This is a genomic window from Ensifer sp. BR816 (assembly GCF_000378985.1).
Lineage (GTDB): Bacteria > Pseudomonadota > Alphaproteobacteria > Rhizobiales > Rhizobiaceae > Sinorhizobium.
On the sequence record NZ_KB905370.1, the window covers coordinates 3,116,685 to 3,139,096 of the forward strand.

Genomic DNA, 22,412 nt, shown 5'->3' on the forward strand with positions numbered 1-22,412 from the left:
TTTGTCGTTCGGCAAACGAACGTTCCCGACCGCGTACCCCTGTCCTCGCGAAGCCGCATCCGTTTTCGCGTGCTTCGGCGGATAGCGTCGAGCATTCCTGCGACGTATCCAGCGATTAGCATTGCACCGAAACGACGGTCCCGCAAGACGACCCTTGAAATTCATCGCGAGCCTTGCCAATTGGGGCAAAAATCCAAGGAGGTCCGCAGCCCGATGAGTGAAGTCGAAATGTCCGTCGAGAAACATGTCTTCGAAGCCGATGTGGCGAAACTGCTGCACCTGATGGTGCACTCGGTCTATTCCGACAAGAACGTCTTTCTCCGCGAGCTGATTTCGAATGCGGCGGACGCCTGCGAGAAGCTGCGCTACGAGGCGATCGTCTCGCCCGAACTGCTCGGCAGTGACCCTCAGCCGCGCATCACGCTGACGCTGGACGAGGAAAAGGCCCGCCTGATCGTCGAGGACAACGGCATCGGCATGGGCCGCGACGAGCTGGTCGAATCGCTCGGCACCATTGCCCGTTCCGGCACGCGCGCCTTCATGGAGCGGATCGAGGCGGTACAGGGCAAGGACGGCGCGCAGCTGATTGGCCAGTTCGGCGTCGGCTTCTATTCCGCCTTCATGGTCGCCGACAATGTCGACGTCGTCTCTCGCCGCGCAGGCTCCGACAAGGCCTGGCACTGGGCATCCGACGGCAAGGGCAGCTACACGGTTTCCGCCGTCGATATCGCCGACGCGCCGGCACGCGGCACGCGCATCACCCTCCATCTGATGGACGATGCGAAATCCTACACGTCGCGCTGGACCGTCGAACGCATCGTCAAGGACCAGTCGGGCCATGTGCCCGTGCCGATCTCGATCGTCGAGAAGCCCGGCGGCGAAGCCGCGCAGGTCGCCGACGGTACGGCGCTCTGGACCAAGCAGAAGAGCGAGATTTCCAAGGAAGACTATACGGATTTCTACCGCGGTGTTGCCGGCCAATATGATGAGCCGGCGCTGACCGTCCACTTCCGGGCGGAAGGCCGCCACGACTATACGGCACTTGCCTTCGTCCCCGGCTCGAAGCCCTTCGACCTTTTCGATCCCGATCGCAAGGGCCGGATGAAACTCTATGTGAAGCGGGTCTTCATCACCGACGAGGCAGAGTTGCTGCCGCGCTATCTCCGCTTCGCCCGCGGCCTGGTCGACACCGCCGATCTGCCGCTCAACGTTTCGCGCGAGATGATCCAGGAAAGCCCGCTGCTTGCGAGCATTCGCAAGGGCCTGACGAACCGGGTGCTGACGAGCATCGAGAAGCTCGCGGAAAGCGACCCGGAAGCCTTCGCCAAGGTCTGGGAAAATTTTGGCAGCGTGATCAAGGAGGGCATCTACGAAGACTTCGAGCGCCGCACACAGCTCCTTGCCCTGTCGCGCTTCCGCACGACCGCGTCGGCTGACAATCCGCGCGCCTTGAGCGACTACGTGAAGGACATGAAGGACGGTCAGTCGGCTATCTACTATCTGACTGGCGACAATCTCGCCCAGTTGCAGGCTTCACCCCAGCTCGAGGGCTTTCGTGCCCGCGGCATCGAGGTGCTGCTCCTGACGGATCCGGTCGACAGTTTCTGGGTGACGACGGCACCGGATTTCGAGGGCAAGCCGTTCAAGTCCATCACTCAAGGTGCTGCGGACCTCGCCAGCATCGCGAAGCAGGGTTCTGAAGTCACCGCTTCGGAGGCGAACCCCGCCGTCACCGAATTCGTAAGCTTTGCCAAGGCGACGCTCGGCGAAGCGGTTTCGGATGTGAGAACCTCCGACCGCCTGACGGAAAGCGCGGTCTGCCTGGTGGCGCCGGAACACGGCCCGGACCGCCAGTTGCAGAAGATGCTGCAGGGTGCCGGGCGTATCGAAGATGCGGCAAAGCCTGTGCTCGAAGTTAATCCCAGGCATCACCTGATCGCCGCGCTGGCCGGCTGCCCGGCGGAAGATGGTGCGTTCCGTGAGGATGCGGTGAAACTGCTCCTCGATCAGGCGCGCGTTTTGGACGGCGACAGGCCCGAGGATCCGCGTGGCTTTGCGGAGCGGCTGTCACGTGTTTTCGGTAGAGCTTTGAAAAGCTAATTCGCTCCTCAACCGGCCTGCCGGCCGCTTGCTCCCCGCAAGCGGGGCGAAGGAGACTCGCGGCCTCTCAAATCCCCTCTCCCCGTCAAGACGGGTAGAGGGCTCGGGTGAGGGGCAAATCAAGACACGTGCGTGCAAAATCAGGGCAGGTCTGTACGACCTCACCCTTTCTCCGTGCCGCTTGCGCCCATGCCGATTTCCGCCAGCACTTCCGCCGTATGTTCCCCAAGCCGCGGCACGCCGCGCTCCAGCGCCAGCGACGCACCGGAAAAGCGAACCGGCGTCCTGACCCCTGGCGAAGTGCCGGCCGCAGCACCGGTATGCGGCGCTTCCACCCGCATCTGCCGATGGACGATCTGGGGATCGACGAAGACGTCGGCGACCGTATTGATCGGCCCGCCCGGCACGCCGGCCTCCTCCAGCTTGGCGAGCAGCGCATCGCGCTCGAATTTCGCAGTTTCCGCGGCGAGCTCCAGTGTCAACGTATCGCGGTGCTGAACACGCCCGGCATTGGTGCGGTAACGCTCGTCGGCGGAAAGGTCGGGACGGCCGAGCAGGTCGCAGAACTTGACGAACTGCCGGTCGTTGCCGACAGCGACAATCAGGTGCCCGTCGGCGGTCGGGAAGACCTGGTAGGGTGCGATGTTCGGGTGGGCGTTGCCGAGCCTGCGCGGCGCCTTGCCGGAGACGAGGAAATTCAATGCCTGGTTGGCGAGCACGCCGGTCATGCAGTCGAGCAGCGCCATGTCGATCTGCTGCCCTTCTCCGGTGCGTTCCCGCTGCGCCAGAGCCGCCTGCACTGCGATGACCCCATAAAGACCGGTGAAGATGTCGGCGAAGGCGACGCCGATCTTCTGCGGCTCGCGGTCAGGCTCGCCGGTCAGGTCCATGATGCCGCTCATCCCCTGGATGATGTAGTCGTAGCCGGCCCGGTGGGCGTAGGGCCCGTCCTGGCCAAAACCGGTGACGGAGCAATAGATCAGCCGCGGATTGATCTTCTTGAGGCTCTGATAGTCGAGCCCGTATTTGGCGAGCCCGCCGACCTTGAAGTTTTCGAGAAGGACGTCGGATTGCGCTGCGAGCCGGCGCACGGCCTCCTGTCCCTCTTCCGTCGTGAAGTCGAGGACGACCGAACGTTTTCCCCGATTGCAGGCGTGGAAATAGGCAGCATCGAGCGTCTCTCCCCCCTTGCCTTCGACGAAGGGGGGACCCCAGGTCCTCGTGTCGTCGCCGGCCGGGCTTTCCACCTTGATGACCTCGGCTCCGAGATCGGCGAGCGTCTGGCCGATCCAGGGGCCGGCGAGGATGCGGGCGAGTTCGAGGACCCGTATGCCCTTGAGCGGTGCTTCCATCGTCGTGCCGCTCAGAAGGCCTGCAGCCCGGTCTGGGCGCGGCCGAGGATCAGCGCATGAACGTCATGCGTACCTTCATAGGTGTTGACCGTCTCGAGGTTCAGCATGTGGCGCATCACCTGATATTCCTCCGAAATCCCGTTGCCGCCGTGCATGTCGCGGGCCATGCGGGCGATGTCGAGCGCCTTGCCGCAATTGTTGCGCTTGACGATCGAAATCATCTCAGGCGCCATCCGCCCCTCGTCCATCAACCGGCCGACGCGAAGAGACCCCTGCAGCCCGAGCGCGATCTCGGTCTGCATGTCGGCGAGCTTCTTCTGGAAAAGCTGGGTCTGGGCGAGCGGCCGGTTGAACTGCTTGCGGTCGAGGCCGTATTGCCGCGCCGCATGCCAGCAGAATTCGGCGGCGCCAAGCGCGCCCCAGGAGATGCCGTAACGGGCACGATTGAGGCAGCCGAAAGGACCCTTGAGGCCTTCGACGTTCGGCAGCAGTGCGTCCTCGCCCGCCTCGACATTGTCGAGGACGATTTCACCGGTGATCGAGGCCCGGAGCGAAAGCTTTCCGGCGATCTTCGGCGCCGAGAGCCCCTTCATGCCCTTTTCCAGGACGAAGCCGCGGATGGCGTTGCCATGCGCCTCCGACTTCGCCCAGACGACGAAGACATCGGCGATCGGCGCATTGGAGATCCACATCTTCGAGCCGATCAGGCGGTAGCCGCCCTCGGTCTTGATTGCCCTCGTCTTCATGCCTGCCGGATCCGATCCGGCATCCGGCTCGGTCAGGCCGAAGCAGCCGATCCATTCGCCGCTGATCAGCTTCGGCAGGTATTTCCGCTTCTGCTCGTCGGAGCCGTAGGCGAAGATCGGGTAGATCACCAGCGAGGATTGCACACTCATCATCGAGCGGTAGCCGGAATCGACCCGCTCGACCTCGCGGGCGACGAGCCCGTAGGCGACATAGGAGGCACCGACGCCACCATAGGTGTCGGGTACCGTGACGCCGAGCAGGCCGAGTTCGCCCATTTCCCGGAAGATCGCCGGGTCGGTCTTCTCCTCGCGATAGGCCTCGATCACCCGCGGCTGCAATCTTTCCTGGGCATAGGCGCGCGCGGTGTCACGGATCATCCGCTCGTCTTCGGTCAACTGGTCCTCGATGACGAATGGATCGTCCCATTGGAATTGACTTTTGCCGGCCATGACGCTCTCCCATCGGATTTTTCCGCCTGTGGTTATGGCAAGCCAGTTTCGCCGTTTCAAACGAATTTGAGGCACTGCCTCATGCGCGCCGGGAATGGGTATCCTGGGAATGGGGTTGTGCCGCGTGCGGTTCTGCGGATTATTCGCAATGGACCACCAACCTCATCTTCAGCCATGACCAGCAATCGCCTCGAACGCTTCGCCCACAATCTCGACTGGAACCTGCTGCGCACCTTCGTCGTCGTCGTCGAGGAAGGCAGCATAACGGCTGCGGCCAATCGGCTGCTGTTGCAGCAGCCGGCCGTCAGCATGGCGCTGAAACGACTGGAACAGACCGTCGGGCAGAAGCTCATCGACCGCCGGCCGGGCCGGTTCGACCTGACGGAGGCGGGCGAGAAGCTGCACCTTCAATGCCGCGATATCTTTGCGGCCGTGATCCGGCTGCCGCATGTGCTCGACACTGCGAGTGAGGAGGTGACCGGCCATCTCAACATCCACACGGTCAGCCATGCCCACAATCCGGCCTGGGATCGAAAACTCGACAGCTACTTTCGCATGCATCCGAGGGTGACGATGTCCATCACCGTCGCGACGACCGTTGACGTCCTGCGTGCCGTCGAACGCAACATTGCGACGATCGGGCTTTGTGACGGCATCATCCCCGACGCGCTCGACAAGGCGTTCCATATCCGTGAGCGATACGCCCTCTATTGCGGCTGCGGCCACACGCTCTTCGGCGTCGAGGGAATCGACTTCACTGACCTGCGCGGCAACCCCTATATCGCCTTCATCGCCGACGTGCTTGGCGGCGAACATATGAACTCCGTCACCGCGGTTCGCGCCGCAGGTTCTTTCGGCCAGCAGGTCAGGGCCGTCTCCTGCAGTGTCGAGGAGGTCATGCGGCTGATCGTGTCCAATGTCGGTATCGGCATGCTGCCGGATCATCTTGCTTTGCCGGCGGTCAAAGCCGGGCGCCTCTGGCAATTGCCGCCCTATCACGACCTGCCGACGACGGACGTCTTTCGCATCTCCAACCCGAATTCGATCCTCAATCCGGCAGAGGCAGTGTTTCTCGCGCATGTCGCCGACACGGAGCCGCTCGACCACTGCCTCGAGCATCATCAGGATTGATATCGACCTTTCCAGCTATAAATTTGAACGCCGGTTTCCGCAGCCCTATGGTCGGCGCCGTTCTCGACAAAACGGAGCAGACAGCATGCCGAACTACAATGTGGCGATCATCGGCGGCGGGATTGCCGGCCTGTCGCTTGCCTATTTCCTGAGCCCGCACCGTTCCGTGGTCGTTCTCGAACGTGAGGATGCACTCGGCTACCACAGCACGGGCCGTTCGGCGGCCGAGTTCGTACTCCGCTACAACGCGCCCGAAGTCTGCAGGCTCGCCGCGATATCCAAACCTTTCTTCGATCAACCGCCGCAAGGCTTTACCGAGGTGCCACTGCTCAAGCGACGCGGCGGCGTGATGATCGCCAGTTCGGAGAAGCTCGCCCGCTTCGAACAGATCCTTGCCGAGGAACGCGAGGCCACGCCGGCGATCGAAAGGTTGACCGTCGAGGAAGCGCTTGCCCGCGTCCCGATCCTCAAGCCTGGCTACGCCGCCGCCGCTTTCTACGATCCGAATTTCTGGGACATCGAGGTGGAGAACCTGCTTCAGGGCTACGTGAGGGGCGCCCGGCGCAACGGCTGCGACATTCTGGAGCGTCGTGAAATCCTGGCGGCCCGCCACGATGGCAGCGGATGGAGCATCGAGACGTCCGCCGGCGAAGTCAGCGCCAGGATCGTCGTCAACGCCGCCGGCGCCTGGGCCGATCCCGTCGCCGCGCTGTTCGGCGTTTCACCGCTTGGCATCGTGCCGCATCGCCGCACCGCCATTACCGTCGATCTGCCGGCCAATGTCGATGCGACATCGCTACCGGAAATCAATGAGATAGACGAAGATTTTTACATGAAGCATGAAGGTTGCCGGCTACTCGCCTCGCCGGCCGACGCCACGCCCTGCGAACCGTCCGACGTCCAGCCCGAAGAGATCGATGTCGCCTGGGCGGCGCACTACGTCGAAGAGGCGACGACGGTGCCGGTGCGGCGGATCTTCAAGAGCTGGGCCGGTCTGCGCAGCTTTTCTCCCGACAAGCTGCCGGTCGTCGGCTTTGCCCGGGAGAGCCCGCATTTCTTCTGGCTCGCCGGCCAGGGCGGCTATGGCATCCTCACCGCACCGGCGCTCGGCGCCCTCGGCGCAAGCCTGCTGGCCGAGACGCCGGAGCCGGAAGGCTTCCGGTGCGAAGGCCTCGATCCCGCCCGCTTCGATCCGCGTCGTTTCCAAAAGTAGCTACGAGGACCTCACCGCGAAGCTCGCGCACTTTGTCCGCGGTGCAGATTGGCCGATGCCTTCGAGGCCTTCGCGTGTCGGGCGAGCCCGATCTTGATGGCGACGAGCAGCGGCGCGGCGATGACGAAGAGCAGGGCGACGGTGTTGAAGGCGGTGTCGAAGGCGATCACGCTGGCCTGGCCGGTGACGGCCCGGCCGATGAGGCTCGCCGCTGCCCGGCCGGCGGCGGCCGCATCCATTCCCTTCGCCGTCAGCAGCGCTGCCGTGCCCGCCAGCCGTTCGAGGACCGCGGAGCTTCCTGGGGTGACGTTGGCGCCGAGGACGGCGACGTTGGCGGCGACGTTATGGTCGATCAGCGTCTGCAGCGCGGCGACCCCGATCAGCCCGCCGAGCTGGCGACCGGTGTTGAACAGGCCGATGCCGCCGGCGAGGTTGCGGCCATCCAGCTTGCCGAAGGCGATCAGGGTGATCGACAGGAACAGGAATCCGAGACCGAGGCCGCGCAGCAGGATCGCCGCCATCATGTCGTCGGCGCCGCTCTCGCTGGTCGATCCCGACAGCATCCACATCGCCACCATGACCATCAGGATGCCGAACGGCACCGTGGCGAAGGGCGGAACGCGGCAGGCCTGGATGAGAAAGGCGGCGATGAGCAGCGCGCCGATGAACAGCCCGCCGCTCGGCAACAGCAGTTGGCCGGCATCGGTCGGCGTGAAGGCGAGGACGGACACGGCAAAGGACGGAATCAGGAAGGCGCTTCCGAACAATGCGGCGCCGGCGACGAAGCTGACGATGAAGGCGAAGGTAAAATCCTCCGTTTCGAACAGGGTGACGTCGATGAGGCNCCGGCCCTTCGCCAGNAACTGCTGGCCGAGACAGGCCAGCAGAGCGGCCGTACCGATCACCGTCAGCCAGCGGATGCGCGGNTCCTCGAACCAGTCCCAGCGGCTGCCCTGGCTGAAGACATAGGTGAAGCAGAAAAGCGCGATCGAGATCAGGGCAAAGCCGGTCCAGTCGAACGGACGCTGCACGGTCAGGGCTGGCGGTGGTCCGTCTGCCATCAGCAGCAGGCCGGCGGCCGCGAGCGCCAGCGGCACGACGCTGAAGAAGATCCACGTCCAGGACTGGCTGTCGATGAGCCATCCCTCAAGCGCCGGCGCCATCGTTGCCGGGGCGACAACCGCGCCGATCGCGAACAGCGCCTGCAGGATCGGCTGGCGGGCGCGCGGATAGGCGAGGAAAATGACCACCTGCCCGGCGACGAGCAGCGTGCCGCCGGAAAAACCCTGGATCAGCCGCAGCGCGATCAGCAGCTCCAGCCGCGCGGTCATCGCGGCAATGCCGCAGGCCAGGCCCATGGCGAGGGTCGAACCGATGACCAGGCGCAGCGGATTGATACGCTTCGTCAGCCCGGCGGCGGCGATGAAGCCGATGAGCTTGAAGGCGGTGTAGCCGACATCGAGCCAGGCGAACTCGTCCGGCGTGGCGTAGGTGTCGCCGATGATGTCGCCGCGCCCGAGCGATAGGACGGTGCCGGCGATCGCCTCGGTCAGCGCGGCAAGCACGATGCCGGCGACGAGAAGGGCGCCGGCCGCAGACCTGTCGCGGCGCTGCACGGTGGCGACGGCCGTGCTCATGAGCCGCTTTCCAGATCGACCTCGACACGCGCCGACAGGCCGGGCACCAGTCGGCCGGGCAGCGGATTGTCGGCAAAGCGGATCTTCACCGGCACGCGCTGGACGACGCGAACGAAGTTGCCCGTCGCATTGTCCGCCGGCAGCAGGCTGAAGGCGGAGCCGCTGCCGGGCGCGAAGCTGTCGACGACGCCTTCAAGCGCCCCGTTCGGATAGCCGTCGATCGTGATGCGGACTTGCTGGCCGGGCCGGATATGTTCGAGCTGGGTTTCCTTGAAGTTCGCGACGATCCAGACATTGTCGACCGGCACGATGTCGAGCAGGGCGGCGCCCGGCGCCACCAGCCGGCCGAGGCGGACCTGGCGGTTGCCGATGACGCCGCCGACCGGGGCGCGCACCACGGTGCTGTCGAGATCGATCTCGGCGAGATCGCGGGCCGCCTCTGCCTGCGCCACGGCCGCAACCGCCGCTTCGCGCTGGGCGACGAGCACGGCGATGCGCTGCCGCTGCGCCTCCACCGTCGCGGCGGCGGCCGATACGCCTGCCTCGGCTCTCGAGCGCGCCGCCTCGCTTTCGTCGACATGGGCCTCGCTGATGGTGTTGCTGCGGATCAGTTCGCGGCGGCGGTCATGGGCCTTGATCGCCAGGTTCAACTCGGCCACGGCCGAGCGTTTCTGGGCTTCGGCCTGCCGGATGAGGGCATGCTGGAGTTCGGTCTCCGCATCGACATTGATGCGCCTGGCCTCGGCCGCCTCGACATTGGCGACCGCCTGTGCCAGCCGCGCGCGGTAGTCGCGATCGTCGATCCGGAAGAGGACGTCGCCGACACGGACGGCCTGGTTGTCCTCGACCTCCACCGCCGTGACGTAACCCGCCACCTTCGGGGCGAGTGCGGTAACGTCGCCGCGGACATAGGCGTTGTCGGTCGACGCCGCGTCGCTCGACCGGGCCCTGGCCCAGCCACCAGCCACCGCCGCCACCGCGCCGAGGCACAGCAGCAGGCCGACCATCTTTCTTTTGTTGAGCCCCGCCATGACGACCTCCGGTAATGGACGTTACCATTGACACTTACGGTAATGATCGTTACCAGTCAAGTGGGTTCATCGTCATGAGAGGTTAAGTCTGTGGTCAAAGCAAAGTCGGGGCGGCCGGCGGTTCGCCGAGAAGCCCTTCTGCAAGCGGCTGCCGAGGTCTTCTTCGAGCAAGGCTACGCGGCCACCAGCATTGACGCGATCATCGAACGTGCGGGTGGATCAAAGCGGAACATCTACAACGAATTCGGCAACAAGGAGGGACTGTTCGCGGCGATCGTCACCGAGAATTCAGACAAGGTATTGTCGACCTTGGGCATTGAGGAGATCGAGCGGCACGATCTGCGGGAGACGCTTACAGCGTTTGGTCGGCATCTTTTGGCAGTTTACATGTCACCAGCAGTGATCGGCATTTATCGCATCGCCGTCACCGAGGCCAATCGCTTCCCCCATCTCGTGAAGTCGTTCTACGAGCAAGGACCGGCCCGCGCCACCTCGCGGCTCGCCGAGGTCCTGGAAGCCGCTCGCGAACGAGGAGACATCCGCACCACCGATTGCCGGCGCGCGGCGGGGCATTTTGTCGGCATGATTCGCGACAACCTTCACCTGGAAGTCGTTCTCGGGCTGCGTCCGCCGCCGTCGGACGAGGAAGCGCAGGCCGCGGTCGCTTCTGCCGTGGAAATCTTCCTGAACGGCGTTCGGCCATGCCAGGGCAAATAGGTCCGACGCATCAAGGGTAGTTTTGCGGAAGAGCGAGAAGTCCTACCAAGGATCCTTCCAAGTCCGGCTATTCGGGAGCCACCCATGGATGCCGCTGAACCTGTCACCCCTGGCGGAAAAACGCTGCGGAACCAATCGCCCTGCAAAGACCGACATTACCTTCTTTTTATAGTTCAAATAACGGGAAGTCCTAACGGCACTTCACGTTTTGAAATGAACCGTCACTTAAAATGACTTCCTATTACGGATCAGCGCGGTCATGTAACTATTGAAGCTTGTCTGAGCCACCGCTCGACGACCAACGGACCAGAGCTGACAGCATGGAGAGCCCGATCGCCTTGAACCGCCTTGCCGAAAACAACGTCTTCCGTAAAGGTGATGTTTTCGTCCTCTTCGGCGAACTCTTCGGTCGCGGATACGCGACTGGCTTGGTCGAGGAGGCTCGGCGGGCTGGAATGGAGATCGTGGGAATTACGGTCGGGCGGCGCGACGAGAACAACGCACTGCGGCCTCTGAACGCCGAGGAACTTTCTGCCGCCGAAGGCCGATTGGGTGGCAGGATTATCAACATACCTCTCATGGCTGGCTTCGATCTCGACGCTCCGGCAGGCGGCCCCACCCCGACTGATCTCCTCGCGACGATGACGCTGGAGAGCTGGCAGCATGACAGGCTCGACTGGGACTACATTGGGCTGTGCCGGGACATCGCCACCGCGCGGTTCACGAATTCGCTTTCACAGGTCATGGCCGTCCTCGACGGAATGATTGCCGACGGCCGCAATGTCTTTTTCGCCCACACGATGGCCGGAGGCATCCCGAAAGCGAAGGTGTTCCTGGTCGTTGCCAATCGAATCTACAAGGGTGTTGGTCCCCGCCACATGTCGTCGCAAACCCTGATCGACAGCGACATGGGCAAGCTCATCCTGCAGAATTTCGACGAAGTCTCGGCAATCACCTTTCGACATCTTATCGACTTCAGCGCGGCGATCCGGGAGCGCGTGGAGGCATCGGGCGGTCAGGTCCGCTATACGGCCTACGGTTATCATGGAACGGCAATCCTGATAGACGGCAGCTACCGCTGGCAGACCTACACCAACTATACGCAAGGTTACGCCAAGATGCGGCTCGAAGGCATCGCGGAGGATGCCTGGGCAGCGGGCGTCAAGGCAACCGTCTATAACTGCCCCGAAATACGGACCAATTCTTCCGACGTATTCACCGGTATCGAGCTTCCCCTGATACCGCTGCTACTTGCCTTGAGGAAGGAGAACGGGGGCCAATGGGCAGAGGAGCAGTGGCGGGACTGCCAGCAGCTTTTGGCAGACGGCTTCACGATGAAGGATGTGTTCCAAAAAATTACCGATATGCAAGCCAACGAGGTCATGCATCCGTTCTACGACTTCTCGGCGTGGCCGATGGCCAACAGCCAAGCCCAGGCCGATCTGACCATCGGCACGTCCATCGAGATCACGCAGATGCATCGGGACAGCAAGGCGATGATCAGCGACCTCCTGAGTGCTCTCGTGGTGGAGGCGACGGGGCAGCTCATTTTTGGCGCGTCTTCAGATCCCATTGGTCCCATCCGGTGGCTCAACCACGATATCGTGGCGCGCCGGCTTAACGCTTCCCACCTGCAAAGGGAGTCGCCCGCTCCGTTGATCGCGCAAGGGGCGAAAGCCTCTCACCTCGAGATGGCCTGACAGCTTCCCAATAGGGGAGACATCGCGCCGCGCGGTCAGGGAGCAGGGGCACACCTCTTCTTCCTGCCGCCCTATAGCAGGGACCTCAATCCATCGAACAGGTCTTGCCTTCGCACCGGCCGAATGCGCCAAGTAGCTGTGAGCCCATTCATGGCCATCTTCCTTCGGCGCCCACCGCCTTTCCGGCGAACCTGTCTGCGATCGAACGCAGAGGACCGAGGGTAGGAGATGCGTATGGATTGCAACGGTCAGGCGTCCGGCAGGGCCGTTTCGCCGGCGCCTGTGAACTGTAACAGAACCGATAAGAAACTGACATCGCGCCTTCACGCAGCGCCGATATGGCAAGGTCACGAGGATCACCGGACTCCCCGGAAAGGACCTGCCGCCGATGTTTCAGCTGAAGAACGTGACCCGCCAGTTCGGCAAGAAGCAAGCCGTCGATGCCGTTTCCTTCGACATACCGCAGGGCCAGATGGTCGGGATTATCGGCCGGTCCGGGGCCGGCAAGTCGACGCTTCTGCGGATGATCAACCGGTTGGTCGACCCCTCCTCCGGCTCGATCGACTTCGGCGGTATCGAGGTCTCCTCGCTCAAGGGCGCGGCGCTTCGCAACTGGCAGCGCGACTGCGCGATGATCTTCCAGCAGTTCAACCTGGTGCCGCGCCTCGACGTATTGACCAACGTGCTGCTCGGCCGGCTGAACCACCGTTCGACAGTTTCGAGCATCCTCAACCTGTTCAGCCGCGAAGAGCGGATCATGGCGATCGGCGCACTCGAGCGTCTCGGCATCGAGCAGACTGCGCTGCAGCCGGCCGGCACGCTTTCGGGCGGCCAGCAGCAGCGCGTCGCGATCGCGCGCGCCCTGATGCAGCAGCCGAAGGTGCTGCTCGCCGACGAGCCGATCGCATCGCTCGACCCGCTCAACGCCAAGATCGTGATGGATGCGCTGCGCGATATCAACGAGCGAGACGGCATCACCGTCGTCACCAACCTCCACACGCTCGACACGGCACGCAACTATTGCGAACGGATCATCGGCATGGCGCATGGCCGGGTCGTCTTCGACGGCCAGCCGAAGGACCTCACTGCCGCAGCCGTCGCCGAGATCTACGGCGCTGACACGGCAATCGAGGAATCGATGACCTCGACGAGCATCAACATTCCCGCGGCCTCCGCCCGCGAGGAAACCGCATCGGCCAGCCCAAAGCCGCTGGCACTGGCCGGCCTTTGAGGCCGCCACGATCGAATGCCCGCGTCAAGGGCGCACCTTTCGAACCGAAACTGGTCCGGCGCAGCCGGAAAAACGGGAGACAAACCTCATGCTGAAGAAAGCTCTTCTGGGTGCCGTCGCGCTCATCGCCGTCGTCGGCCATGCCCAGGCAGAAGACCTCAAGGAGTTCCGCGTCGGCATCATCGGCGGCGAGAACGAGGCCGACCGCCTGCGCAACTATCAGTGCCTGGTCGACAAGCTCCCGGCCGCCATCGGCGTCGAGAAGGTCTCGCTGTTCCCGGCTGCCGATTATGACGGCGTTATCCAGGGCCTGCTCGGCGGCACGCTCGACTACGCCGAACTCGGCGCCTCCGGCTATGCCAAGATCTACCTGGCCAAGGCAGATGCCGCTGAGCCGATCCTGACGACGGTCCAGACCGACGGTTCAACCGGCTATCATTCCATCATGGTTGCCCGCAAGGATTCCGGCATCACCAAGATCGAGGATCTCAAGGGCAAGAAGCTCGGCTTTGCCGATCCGGACTCCACCTCCGGTTACCTCATTCCCCTCGTGACGCTGCCGGAAACGATCGGCGCCCCCGTGAAGGAGTATTTCGGCGAGACCGGCTTCGGTGGCGGCCATGAAAACCTCGTACTCGAAGTCCTGAAGGGTACCTTCGATGCCGGCACGACCTTCGGCTCGGGCGTCGGCGAGTTCAAGGACGGCTACACGTCCGGCAACCTGCGCAAGATGGTCGACAAGGGCATCCTCGACATGAACGACCTCGTCGAATTGTGGCGCTCGCCGCTGATCCCGAACGGCCCGATCGTCGTGCGTACCTCGCTGAACGACGACATGAAGGCGAAGTTCAAACAGTTCATGCTGGACTTGCCGAAAACCGATGCCGCGTGCTTCTCGGCCATCCAGGGCGGCGAATTCAGCGGCTACACCGAAGTCAACGCCGACTTCTACAAGCCGATCATCGACGCCCGCAAGGCGACGATCGGCGGCTGATCGCTTCAAACCATATGCCTGGCGCTGGCTGCCAAGCGGCCAGCGCCTCATCTTATGGGCGCCCAAAGGCGCCGACCTCCAAGAGGCCGGCTTCCGCCGGAAATCCCCATGCCTGCTTCCGTGCTTTCCCGGCAGTTAAGCGACAATGGAGCACTGATCGAGCGTCACTGGCGGGAACTCAACGACCGCCGGCGTCTCTACACGACGCTCGGCCTTGCCGTTCTGGCGCTGACCCTCTTTGCCTCTCTGTGGTTTGCCAACGATTCCAATGCCGGAAAGTTCGTCGACCGCTTGCCGCATTTCTTCGATTTCGTCGGCGACCTGATGCCGCGCGATGCAATGGAAATCCTGCGCGCCCTGTTTGATCTACCCTCCCCCTATGACGACGGGAGCTTCAAGTACAACTATCCCGAGGGCCGCCTATATGTCACCGACAGCCTCTACATTCCCGAATACGTCCACAAGATGCTGGAGACGGTGAATATCGCTATCTTCTCGACGCTGATCGGTGCGTTCTTCGGCTTCATCCTGTGCTTCCTCGCGGCCCGCAACCTGACGCCCAGCGCTTGGGTGCGCGGCCCGGTTCGTCGGGTCATGGAAATTCTGCGCGCATTTCCGGAAGTGGTGATCGCCGGCTTCTTCCTGGCGATCCTCTCGCTCGGCCCGATCCCCGCGATCGCGGCGGTGTCGATCCACACGATCGGCGCGCTCGGCAAGCTGTTCTTCGAGGTGGTCGAGAATGCCGACATGAAGCCGGAGGAAGGGCTGCGCGCGGTCGGCGGCAATTGGATCGAGCGGGTCTGGTTCGGCATCGTGCCGCAGGTCTTGCCGAACTTCACCAGCTACTTTCTCCTGCGCCTGGAGATCAATGTGCGCGCCTCGACAATCATCGGCGCGGTCGGCGGCGGCGGGATCGGCGAACTTCTGCGCCTGTCGATCGGCCAGGGCCATCAGGCCAAGACGCTCGCGATCGTGCTTTTGCTCTTTGCCACGATTTTCGCCGTCGACCATTTTTCCGCCTGGCTCCGCCGCCGCCTCGTCGGCGACCAGGCCTTCCAGCTCGCCCAGTAGGAGCTCGTCATGATTGCCTCGACAAAGCCCAGCGCGCTCGAAATGGAAGCGATTGCCGCCCGCCACGCGCATCTCGTGCAATCCTCTTCGAAGGAGGGTCTGAAGCCGATGCTGATCTGCATTGGCCTGGTCCTCTACCTGGCCTTCAGTTGGTGGTTCTTTTCGATTGGCCATGTTCTCGCCAATGCCAATTGGGGCATTGCCGGCACTTACCTCGCCGACTGGGTGTCCTATGAAGTCCGTCCGGAAATCGAGATAAACCCCGACGGAACGATGGCGGTGTCCTACGGGCGTCATTCGCCGCTTGGGAAAGATCCGAACCCGGAATGGGTGATGCTCGACAAGGAAGAGGTGACGCGCGCCATCGAGGCGCCCGCTGCCGCCACTCAGGCGAGGTCAAAGGCGAGCTCCTCCTTCAACTTCATGGCGCCGGATGCGGCGCTCGGCGCCGCAAGTGCAGCCGACCAACAGACCGCTGTCGCGTCCCGCACTGAAGAGGTCGTCACGCGCGCAGTCGTAACCTACGATCGCGCGACGCGCATTGAAGTCTCCGACAAGCTTGTCGCGGCGACCCATGCCGGCGAAACCGTCACGATCATGGTCGACGGATCGGACAGGGTGACGGCGCAAGGCGACCTGCCTCCTTGGGCGACCCAGAAGCGTCGGGGCGCAAAGATCACGCTTTCCTTCGGCCTCACCGGCTGGGCTGAAATCGAAGGCAACGAGGTCTCGATCCGCAACCGCTTCTTCGGTTGGGCGAATTTCCTCTTCGACACCAATTCGCCCTTCTTCGGGAAGTCCTATGGCGAGGTAGCGCGCCTGATCCTGTCGGGAGACCGCATCGATCCGGCGCGCTCGAACCTGTCGCTCGCCTGGGACAACATCCTCTACAATGCCGAATGGCAGCATCTCGATGTCTGGACGAAGCTGCTGCAGACCGTCGTCATGGCCTTTGTCGGAACGGTATTCGCGTCGCTCATCGCCTTCCCGCTCTGCTTCCTTGCCGCCCGCAACATCACGCCGAGCCGTGTAACCAACCAGTTGGTCAAGCGCTTCTTCGACTTCCTGCGCTCGGTCGACATGTTCATCTGGGCGCTGTTCTTCACGCGCGCCTTCGGTCCCGGGCCGCTTGCCGGCATCTCGGCGATCTTCTTCACCGACACCGGCACGCTCGGCAAGCTCTATTCCGAAGCGCTGGAAAACATCGACGACAAGCAGCGCGAAGGCGTCAAATCCGTCGGCGCTCCTCCGATCGCGGTACAGCGCTTCGGCGTGCTGCCGCAGGTGCTTCCCGTCTTTGCTAGCCAGGCGCTTTATTTCTGGGAATCGAATACGCGCTCGGCCACGATTATTGGTGCGGTCGGCGCCGGCGGCATCGGGCTGAAGCTTTGGGAAGCCATGCGGACCAATTCGGATTGGGAAAATGTCGCCTATATGGTGCTTTTGATCTTGATGGTTGTCTTCGTTTTCGACAGCATCTCGAACGCGTGCCGCTCCCGGCTGATGGGGCGCAGCGGACACTGAACTCTTTTTGTGCTTCATAGCGATGCGATCATGATGTTGTCATGCAAATCGGCTAGCTGCGCATCACACCCACAAGTGGTCGACTCGCCTCACCGCCAGGCGACGATCAAGAAAGTGAAGACCAGTGCGCTACGCAATCTATTTCGCGCCGCCGGCCGATGACCGGCTGTCGCAGACCGCGTCCCGTTGGCTCGGCCGCGATGCCTTCCTCGACGGCGCCTTGGCTTGGCCGGAAATGATGGCGCTAGCAGGGGAGGAGCAGCGGGCCCTGACAGCCGAGCCCCGCCGCTACGGCTTCCATGGCACCTTGAAAGCGCCCTTCGCGCTTGCGGCGGAACGAAGCGAAACCGAGTTGATTGCCGCCTTCGATGAATTCGCAGCGGAGATCGAGTCTTTCGAAGTGCCCGAAATCACGCTTCACCAGATCGGTCCGTTCTTCGCGCTCGTACCGAGCGCGCCGTCCGCGCGACTGGAAAATTTGGGGGAGCAGGCGGTTCGCCGCTTCGAGCCTTTTCGTGCTCCCCTTTCCGAGGCCGATGTCGGCCGCCGGAATCCGGACAAGCTGACGCAGCGTCAGAGAGATTACCTAACGGCATGGGGCTACCCCTATGTCTTCGAGGAGTTCCAGTTTCATCTGACGCTTACCGGCCCCGTGCCGGAGGAGATGCGCTGCGCCATGCGCGAAACGCTTGAGGTCGCCTTTGACGCGTTCATCGGCCAGCCCCTCACCATCTCGACGGTCGCTCTTTTTGTCGAGCCGCAGCGCGGCGCCCCCTTCACGGTTCATTCCCTGCTGCCCCTCGGCAGCGCATCCGCACGAAAGATTGCATGACATGAGCAGCGAACAGGTTCTGAGCAATGCCCGCATCGTTCTCGAAGATGAAATTATCGATGGTTCGGTTCTGATACGCGACGGCAAGATTACCGACATCTCGGAAGGCGCGAGTCGCGTTGGCGAAGATTTCGAGGGCGACTACCTACTTCCCGGCCTGATCGAGCTTCACACCGACCACCTGGAGGCGCATTACTCGCCGCGACCCGGCGTGCGCTGGCTGAAGATCGCCGCCATCCAGGCGCATGACGCCCAGGTCGTCACCTCCGGCATCACCACCGTCTTCGACTGTCTGCGCCTCGGCTCGGATGAGGAAAGCGGCTTCCCGAAGGGCGAAATGCGCAGCATGGCCGACGCCTTGGCGCAGGCGAAGGACGAGGGGCGGCTGCGCGCCGACCACCTCATCCACCTGCGCTGCGAGGTTTCGACCGCCGACGTTCTGGAGCACTACGACGATTTCCGCGACGACCCGCAGGTTCGTCTCGTCTCGCTTATGGATCATGCCCCCGGCCAGCGGCAGTTCCAGACGATGGAGCAATATATCCTCTACTACAAGACCAAGCGCGGCCTGACGGACGAGGCCTTCGCCGCCTTCGTCGAGCGCCAGCAGGCGCTGTCGGCACGCTATGCGGCGCCGCACCGCACGGCGCTCGCGCAAGCGTGCGCGGAACGCGGCATCACTGTCGCCAGCCACGACGACGCCACCCTCGCGCATGTAGAGGAGTCGATCGGCTATGGCGTCCGGCTGGCAGAGTTTCCGACGAGCTTCGAAGCGGCGGAAGCCTCCCACCGGGCGGGACTGAGTGTTCTGATGGGGGCGCCCAACGTCGTGCGCGGCAAGTCGCATTCCGGCAACATCGCAGCGCGTGAGCTCGCGGAGCGCGGCGTGCTCGACGTGCTTTCGTCGGATTACGTGCCCTTCAGCCTGATCCATGCACCCTTCATCCTCGCCGACGAAGTCGAAAGCATCGACCTGCCGAGCGCGATCGCCCTGGTGACCGCAACGCCGGCGCGCACCGTCGGCCTCGCCGATCGCGGCCGGATCGCCGTCGGCCTGCGCGCCGATGTCGCGCGTGTCCATCGGCCCGAAGGCATTCCGGTTGTTCGCTCCGTATGGCGCGAAGGGCGGCGTGTCGCATGATGTCGGCTGGGGAACCGCGCGGAGCGCTCATCGTCGTCGTCGGCCCGAGCGGTGCCGGCAAGGACAGCGTCATGGGCTGTGCCGCCCGCCATTTCGCCCAACGCCCGGACATCCTCTTCGTCCGGCGGGTCATCACCCGTCCATCGGATGCCGGCAGTGAAGTGCATGAGAGCGTATCGGCGTCGGAGTTCGAGGAAATGCGGGAAAGCGGTGCCTTCGCCGTTTCGTGGCAGGCGCACGGCTTGAGCTATGGCATCCCGCGCGAGATTGCCGAAAAGGTCGAAACCGGAATGACGGCGATCGTCAACGGCAGCCGCGCTGCCCTTCCCGCCATTCGCGCCGCCTTCGGCAAGGTGGCCGTCGCCCTGGTCACCGCCGATGCGCCGGTGCTGGCGAAACGCCTCGCCCAACGGGGGCGCGAAAGCGAGGAAGATGTTCTGCGTCGACTGAAGCGGCAAGTGCCTGACGTCGTCGCGGGGCCGGACGTGACCGTGATCGACAATAGCGGCCGGCTTGACGTCGCCGGCGAGCGTTTCATCGCCCTCGTCGAACTGCATTGCACGGAGCTGCATCACCCCGCCTGACCGCGGACAACCGGATATTCTCGCCCCAAGCCCCGGATCAAAGGTCCGGGGCTTTTTCGTTGTGGTCGCTCGCCCGGCACGCAGGTCGCGTTACCTCTTTGCCGGGGACCAAACATTTTTCGCTTGCTGTCGGATTTATTATGTATATACATTATCTACATGAGAAAGGCGTAAGCGATGAACGGATACGAGATCTCCAGCGCGGAACGGACCAGCCTTTGGCGCAATGCGCGCCTTGCGACCTTTCGTGAGGATCTGGGGCCGCTCGGCATCATCGAGAAGGGTGCTGTCGCCATGCGCGGCGACCGGATCGTCTATGCCGGCGCCGAAAGCGAACTCCCCTCCGCGCTGTCCGGCGCCGAGCGCGTGATCGATTGCGAAGGCCGCTGGATGACGCCGGCGCTGATCGACTGCCACACGCACCTCGTTCACGGTGGGAATCGCGCCCGCGAGTTCCAGATGCGGCTCGATAGCGCGACCTATGAAGAGATTGCCCGCGCCGGTGGCGGCATTGTCTCGACGGTGAAGGCAACCAATGCGCTGTCGGTCGACGAACTCGTCGAAGCCGCGCTGCCGCGGCTCGACACGCTGCTTTCCGAGGGCGTAGCGACGGTCGAAGTCAAATCGGGCTATGGCCTCAATATCGAGGCGGAACTGAACATGCTGCGGGCGGCGCGTAAACTCGCGCAAGCGCGCCCGGTGCGCATCGTCACCAGCTATCTCGCCGCCCACGCCACGCCGCCGGAATACAAGGGCCGGAATGCCGACTATATCGACGACGTCGTTCTCCCCGGCTTGAACCGGGCCCATGCGGAAGGACTTGTCGACGCGGTCGATGGCTTCTGCGAGGGGATCGCCTTCTCACCGGCCGACATCGCGCGTGTGTTCGACGGCGCCAAGGCACTTGGCCTGCCGGTCAAGCTTCATGCCGAACAGCTTTCCGATCTCGGCGGTGCCAAGCTCGCGGCCTCCTATGGCGCGCTTTCCGCCGATCACCTCGAATATCTCGACGCCGACGGCGCTGCCGCGATGGCGAGGGCCGGTACCGTCGCCGTCCTGCTGCCGGGGGCGTTCTACACCCTTCGCGAAACGCAATTGCCGCCGGTCGAGGAACTGCGCGCCGCCGGCACGCGCATCGCCATTGCCACCGATTGCAACCCGGGAACGTCGCCGCTGACGTCTCTTCTCCTGACCATGAACATGTCGGCGACGCTCTTCCGCCTGACGCTCGAAGAATGCCTCGCCGGCGTGACGCGCGAGGCGGCGCGCGCGCTCGGCATCCTCGGCGAAACCGGCACGATCGAAGCAGGAAAGTCGGCCGATCTGGCGCTCTGGGACATCGAAGCGCCGGCGGAGCTGATCTACCGCATCGGTTTCAACCCCCTCTCCGAGCGGATTTTCAAGGGTGAAAGGATTGCCCAATGACCATTGTTCTGAAACCCGGTTCGGCACCGCTCAAGGACCTGGAGACGATCTACTGGACGGGTGAGCCGGCGCGCCTCGATCGCGCCTATGATGCCGGCATCGAGAAGGCCGCGGCGCGCATCGCCGAGATCGTCGCCGGCAACGCGCCGGTCTACGGCATCAATACCGGCTTCGGCAAGCTCGCCTCGATCAAGATCGACAGCGCCGATGTGGCGACCCTGCAGCGCAACCTCATCCTGTCGCATTGCTGCGGCGTCGGCCAGCCGCTGCCGGAGAACATCGTGCGCCTCATCATGGCGCTGAAGCTCATCTCGCTCGGGCGCGGCGCGTCCGGCGTGCGCCTCGAACTCGTCCGCCTGATCGAAGGGATGCTCGAGAAGGGCGTCATGCCGCTAATCCCGGAAAAAGGCTCAGTCGGCGCCTCGGGCGACCTTGCGCCGCTCGCCCATATGGCCGCCGTGATGATGGGCCATGGCGAAGCCTTCGTCGCCGGCGAGCGCATGAAGGGCGATGCTGCCTTGAGGGCGGCAGGACTTATGCCGGTGACGCTCGCCGCCAAGGAAGGCCTGGCGCTGATCAACGGCACTCAGGTTTCGACGGCGCTGGCGCTTGCGGGCCTGTTCCGCGCCCATCGGGCCGCGCAGGCGGCGCTCATCACCGGCGCGCTCTCGACCGATGCGGCCATGGGATCGTCCGCCCCCTTCCACCCGGATATCCATACGCTCCGCGGCCATCGCGGCCAGATCGACACTGCCGCCGCACTCCGGCGGCTGCTCGACGGGTCGGTCATTCGCCAGAGCCATCTCGAGGGCGACGAACGCGTGCAGGATCCCTATTGCATCCGCTGCCAGCCGCAGGTCGACGGCGCCTGCCTCGACCTGCTGCGCTCGGTGGCCGCGACGCTCACCATCGAGGCGAATGCCGTCACCGACAATCCGCTGGTGCTCTCCGACAATTCCGTTGTCTCCGGCGGCAATTTTCATGCCGAGCCGGTGGCCTTCGCCGCCGACCAGATCGCGCTCGCCATCTGCGAGATCGGCGCCATTTCGCAGCGCCGCATTGCGCTCCTCGTCGATCCCGCCTTGAGCTACGGCCTGCCGGCCTTCCTCGCCAAGAAACCGGGTCTGAATTCCGGATTGATGATCGCCGAAGTCACCTCCGCCGCACTGATGTCGGAGAACAAGCAGCTTTCGCATCCGGCATCCGTCGACTCGACGCCGACCTCGGCCAACCAGGAAGATCACGTCTCGATGGCCTGCCACGGCGCCCGCCGGCTGCTGCAGATGACCGACAACCTGTTCTCCATCATCGGCATCGAGGCCTTGGCCGCCGTTCAGGGCATCGAATTCCGGGCGCCGCTTGCGACCAGCCCGGAACTGCAGAATGCGGCCGCGGCCGTGCGCGCCGTTTCCCCGACGGTGGAGGAAGACCGCTACATGGCAGACGACCTGAGGTCCGCCGGCGAACTCGTCGCCTCCGGCCGGCTGGCCGCCGCCGTCTCCGACGGCATTCTCCCGCGACTGGAGGTTTGAC

At 63.7% G+C, this 22,412-nt stretch carries 18 protein-coding genes; 14 read left to right on the plus strand and 4 right to left on the minus strand.

Translation table 11 applies throughout. The annotated features are described in order from the left end of the window. The first annotated feature begins 213 nt into the window (after positions 1-213). The gene (gene htpG / locus RHIBR816_RS0114925; RefSeq protein WP_018237366.1) at positions 214-2,100 is read left to right on the plus strand and encodes a molecular chaperone HtpG; all 1,887 of its coding nucleotides are present in this window, start codon (positions 214-216) and stop codon (positions 2,098-2,100) included. A 161-nt stretch (positions 2,101-2,261) separates the two neighbouring features. On the opposite strand, the gene RHIBR816_RS0114930 is transcribed toward htpG, so the two are convergent. Together RHIBR816_RS0114930 and RHIBR816_RS0114935 are read right to left on the minus strand one after the other, a co-directional pair. Next, positions 2,262-3,452 (minus strand): CaiB/BaiF CoA-transferase family protein, encoded by a 1,191-nt coding sequence (locus RHIBR816_RS0114930; protein ID WP_018237367.1) that lies wholly within the window; start codon positions 3,450-3,452, stop codon positions 2,262-2,264. A gap of 11 nt (positions 3,453-3,463) precedes the next feature. Continuing rightward, a complete protein-coding gene (locus RHIBR816_RS0114935) occupies positions 3,464-4,648 on the minus strand; it encodes an acyl-CoA dehydrogenase (protein WP_018237368.1) in 1,185 nt (394 codons plus the stop codon). Between the two features lie 174 nt (positions 4,649-4,822). Here RHIBR816_RS0114935 and RHIBR816_RS0114940 point away from each other — a divergent pair, with 174 nt between their 5' ends. Both RHIBR816_RS0114940 and RHIBR816_RS0114945 read left to right on the plus strand, forming a co-directional pair. Further along, positions 4,823-5,779, plus strand: coding sequence for a LysR family transcriptional regulator (locus tag RHIBR816_RS0114940; protein ID WP_018237369.1), 957 nt, complete (start codon positions 4,823-4,825; stop codon positions 5,777-5,779). An 85-nt stretch (positions 5,780-5,864) separates the two neighbouring features. Continuing rightward, entirely contained in the window at positions 5,865-6,992 is a 1,128-nt protein-coding gene (locus RHIBR816_RS0114945) for an FAD-binding oxidoreductase (RefSeq protein WP_018237370.1), read from the plus strand. An 11-nt stretch (positions 6,993-7,003) separates the two neighbouring features. On the opposite strand, the gene RHIBR816_RS0114950 is transcribed toward RHIBR816_RS0114945, so the two are convergent. Continuing rightward, positions 7,004-8,629 carry an MFS transporter gene (locus RHIBR816_RS0114950; RefSeq protein WP_018237371.1) on the minus strand — a complete coding sequence of 542 codons (1,626 nt, stop codon included), beginning with the start codon at positions 8,627-8,629 and terminating at the stop codon, positions 7,004-7,006. Then, positions 8,626-9,660, minus strand: a complete 1,035-nt coding sequence (locus RHIBR816_RS0114955; RefSeq protein ID WP_018237372.1) for an HlyD family secretion protein — start codon at positions 9,658-9,660, stop codon at positions 8,626-8,628. The genes RHIBR816_RS0114950 and RHIBR816_RS0114955 overlap by 4 nt, the downstream gene beginning before the upstream one ends. Before the next feature lie 90 nt (positions 9,661-9,750). On the opposite strand from RHIBR816_RS0114955, the gene RHIBR816_RS0114960 reads away from it, so the two are divergent. From RHIBR816_RS0114960 to hutH, 11 genes are all read left to right on the plus strand, one after another. After that, on the plus strand, positions 9,751-10,377 hold the full coding sequence (locus tag RHIBR816_RS0114960; RefSeq protein WP_018237373.1) for a TetR/AcrR family transcriptional regulator: 627 nt from the start codon (positions 9,751-9,753) through the stop codon (positions 10,375-10,377). 320 nt (positions 10,378-10,697) lie between these two features. Then, on the plus strand, positions 10,698-12,077 hold the full coding sequence (locus RHIBR816_RS0114965; RefSeq protein WP_018237374.1) for a hypothetical protein: 1,380 nt from the start codon (positions 10,698-10,700) through the stop codon (positions 12,075-12,077). 388 nt (positions 12,078-12,465) lie between these two features. Beyond that, positions 12,466-13,308 carry a phosphonate ABC transporter ATP-binding protein gene (gene phnC, locus RHIBR816_RS0114970; protein ID WP_018237375.1) on the plus strand — a complete coding sequence of 281 codons (843 nt, stop codon included), beginning with the start codon at positions 12,466-12,468 and terminating at the stop codon, positions 13,306-13,308. Positions 13,309-13,396: 88 nt separating this feature from the next. After that, complete coding sequence (gene phnD / locus RHIBR816_RS0114975) at positions 13,397-14,302, plus strand: phosphonate ABC transporter substrate-binding protein (RefSeq protein WP_018237376.1); 906 nt, start codon at positions 13,397-13,399, stop codon at positions 14,300-14,302. Between the two features lie 108 nt (positions 14,303-14,410). Beyond that, positions 14,411-15,373, plus strand: coding sequence for a phosphonate ABC transporter, permease protein PhnE (gene phnE, locus RHIBR816_RS0114980; RefSeq protein WP_018237377.1), 963 nt, complete (start codon positions 14,411-14,413; stop codon positions 15,371-15,373). A 9-nt stretch (positions 15,374-15,382) separates the two neighbouring features. Beyond that, entirely contained in the window at positions 15,383-16,897 is a 1,515-nt protein-coding gene (phnE, locus tag RHIBR816_RS0114985) for a phosphonate ABC transporter, permease protein PhnE (RefSeq protein WP_018237378.1), read from the plus strand. Positions 16,898-17,021: 124 nt separating this feature from the next. Beyond that, positions 17,022-17,729: a DUF1045 domain-containing protein gene (locus RHIBR816_RS0114990; RefSeq protein WP_018237379.1), complete on the plus strand. Its 708-nt coding sequence runs from the start codon at positions 17,022-17,024 to the stop codon at positions 17,727-17,729. Between the two features lies 1 nt (position 17,730). Beyond that, complete coding sequence (locus RHIBR816_RS0114995; RefSeq protein WP_018237380.1) at positions 17,731-18,870, plus strand: alpha-D-ribose 1-methylphosphonate 5-triphosphate diphosphatase; 1,140 nt, start codon at positions 17,731-17,733, stop codon at positions 18,868-18,870. Then, on the plus strand, positions 18,867-19,454 hold the full coding sequence (gene phnN, locus RHIBR816_RS0115000; RefSeq protein WP_018237381.1) for a phosphonate metabolism protein/1,5-bisphosphokinase (PRPP-forming) PhnN: 588 nt from the start codon (positions 18,867-18,869) through the stop codon (positions 19,452-19,454). Before RHIBR816_RS0114995 ends, phnN begins: the two co-directional genes overlap by 4 nt. Positions 19,455-19,631: 177 nt before the next feature. Further along, the gene (hutI, locus tag RHIBR816_RS0115005) at positions 19,632-20,879 is read left to right on the plus strand and encodes an imidazolonepropionase (RefSeq protein WP_018237382.1); all 1,248 of its coding nucleotides are present in this window, start codon (positions 19,632-19,634) and stop codon (positions 20,877-20,879) included. Further along, positions 20,876-22,411, plus strand: coding sequence for a histidine ammonia-lyase (gene hutH / locus RHIBR816_RS0115010; protein ID WP_018237383.1), 1,536 nt, complete (start codon positions 20,876-20,878; stop codon positions 22,409-22,411). Before hutI ends, hutH begins: the two co-directional genes overlap by 4 nt. Position 22,412: the final 1 nt, after the last annotated feature.

Coding starts and splice junctions, on each gene's coding strand:
- htpG (WP_018237366.1), top strand. CDS start 214: ATGAGTGAAGTCGAAATGTCCGTCGAGAAACATGTCTTCGAAGCCGAT.
- RHIBR816_RS0114930 (WP_018237367.1), bottom strand. CDS start 3,452: ATGGAAGCACCGCTCAAGGGCATACGGGTCCTCGAACTCGCCCGCATC.
- RHIBR816_RS0114935 (WP_018237368.1), bottom strand. CDS start 4,648: ATGGCCGGCAAAAGTCAATTCCAATGGGACGATCCATTCGTCATCGAG.
- RHIBR816_RS0114940 (WP_018237369.1), top strand. CDS start 4,823: ATGACCAGCAATCGCCTCGAACGCTTCGCCCACAATCTCGACTGGAAC.
- RHIBR816_RS0114945 (WP_018237370.1), top strand. CDS start 5,865: ATGCCGAACTACAATGTGGCGATCATCGGCGGCGGGATTGCCGGCCTG.
- RHIBR816_RS0114955 (WP_018237372.1), bottom strand. CDS start 9,660: ATGGCGGGGCTCAACAAAAGAAAGATGGTCGGCCTGCTGCTGTGCCTC.
- RHIBR816_RS0114965 (WP_018237374.1), top strand. CDS start 10,698: ATGGAGAGCCCGATCGCCTTGAACCGCCTTGCCGAAAACAACGTCTTC.
- phnC (WP_018237375.1), top strand. CDS start 12,466: ATGTTTCAGCTGAAGAACGTGACCCGCCAGTTCGGCAAGAAGCAAGCC.
- phnD (WP_018237376.1), top strand. CDS start 13,397: ATGCTGAAGAAAGCTCTTCTGGGTGCCGTCGCGCTCATCGCCGTCGTC.
- phnE (WP_018237377.1), top strand. CDS start 14,411: ATGCCTGCTTCCGTGCTTTCCCGGCAGTTAAGCGACAATGGAGCACTG.
- phnE (WP_018237378.1), top strand. CDS start 15,383: ATGATTGCCTCGACAAAGCCCAGCGCGCTCGAAATGGAAGCGATTGCC.
- RHIBR816_RS0114995 (WP_018237380.1), top strand. CDS start 17,731: ATGAGCAGCGAACAGGTTCTGAGCAATGCCCGCATCGTTCTCGAAGAT.
- phnN (WP_018237381.1), top strand. CDS start 18,867: ATGATGTCGGCTGGGGAACCGCGCGGAGCGCTCATCGTCGTCGTCGGC.
- hutI (WP_018237382.1), top strand. CDS start 19,632: ATGAACGGATACGAGATCTCCAGCGCGGAACGGACCAGCCTTTGGCGC.
- hutH (WP_018237383.1), top strand. CDS start 20,876: ATGACCATTGTTCTGAAACCCGGTTCGGCACCGCTCAAGGACCTGGAG.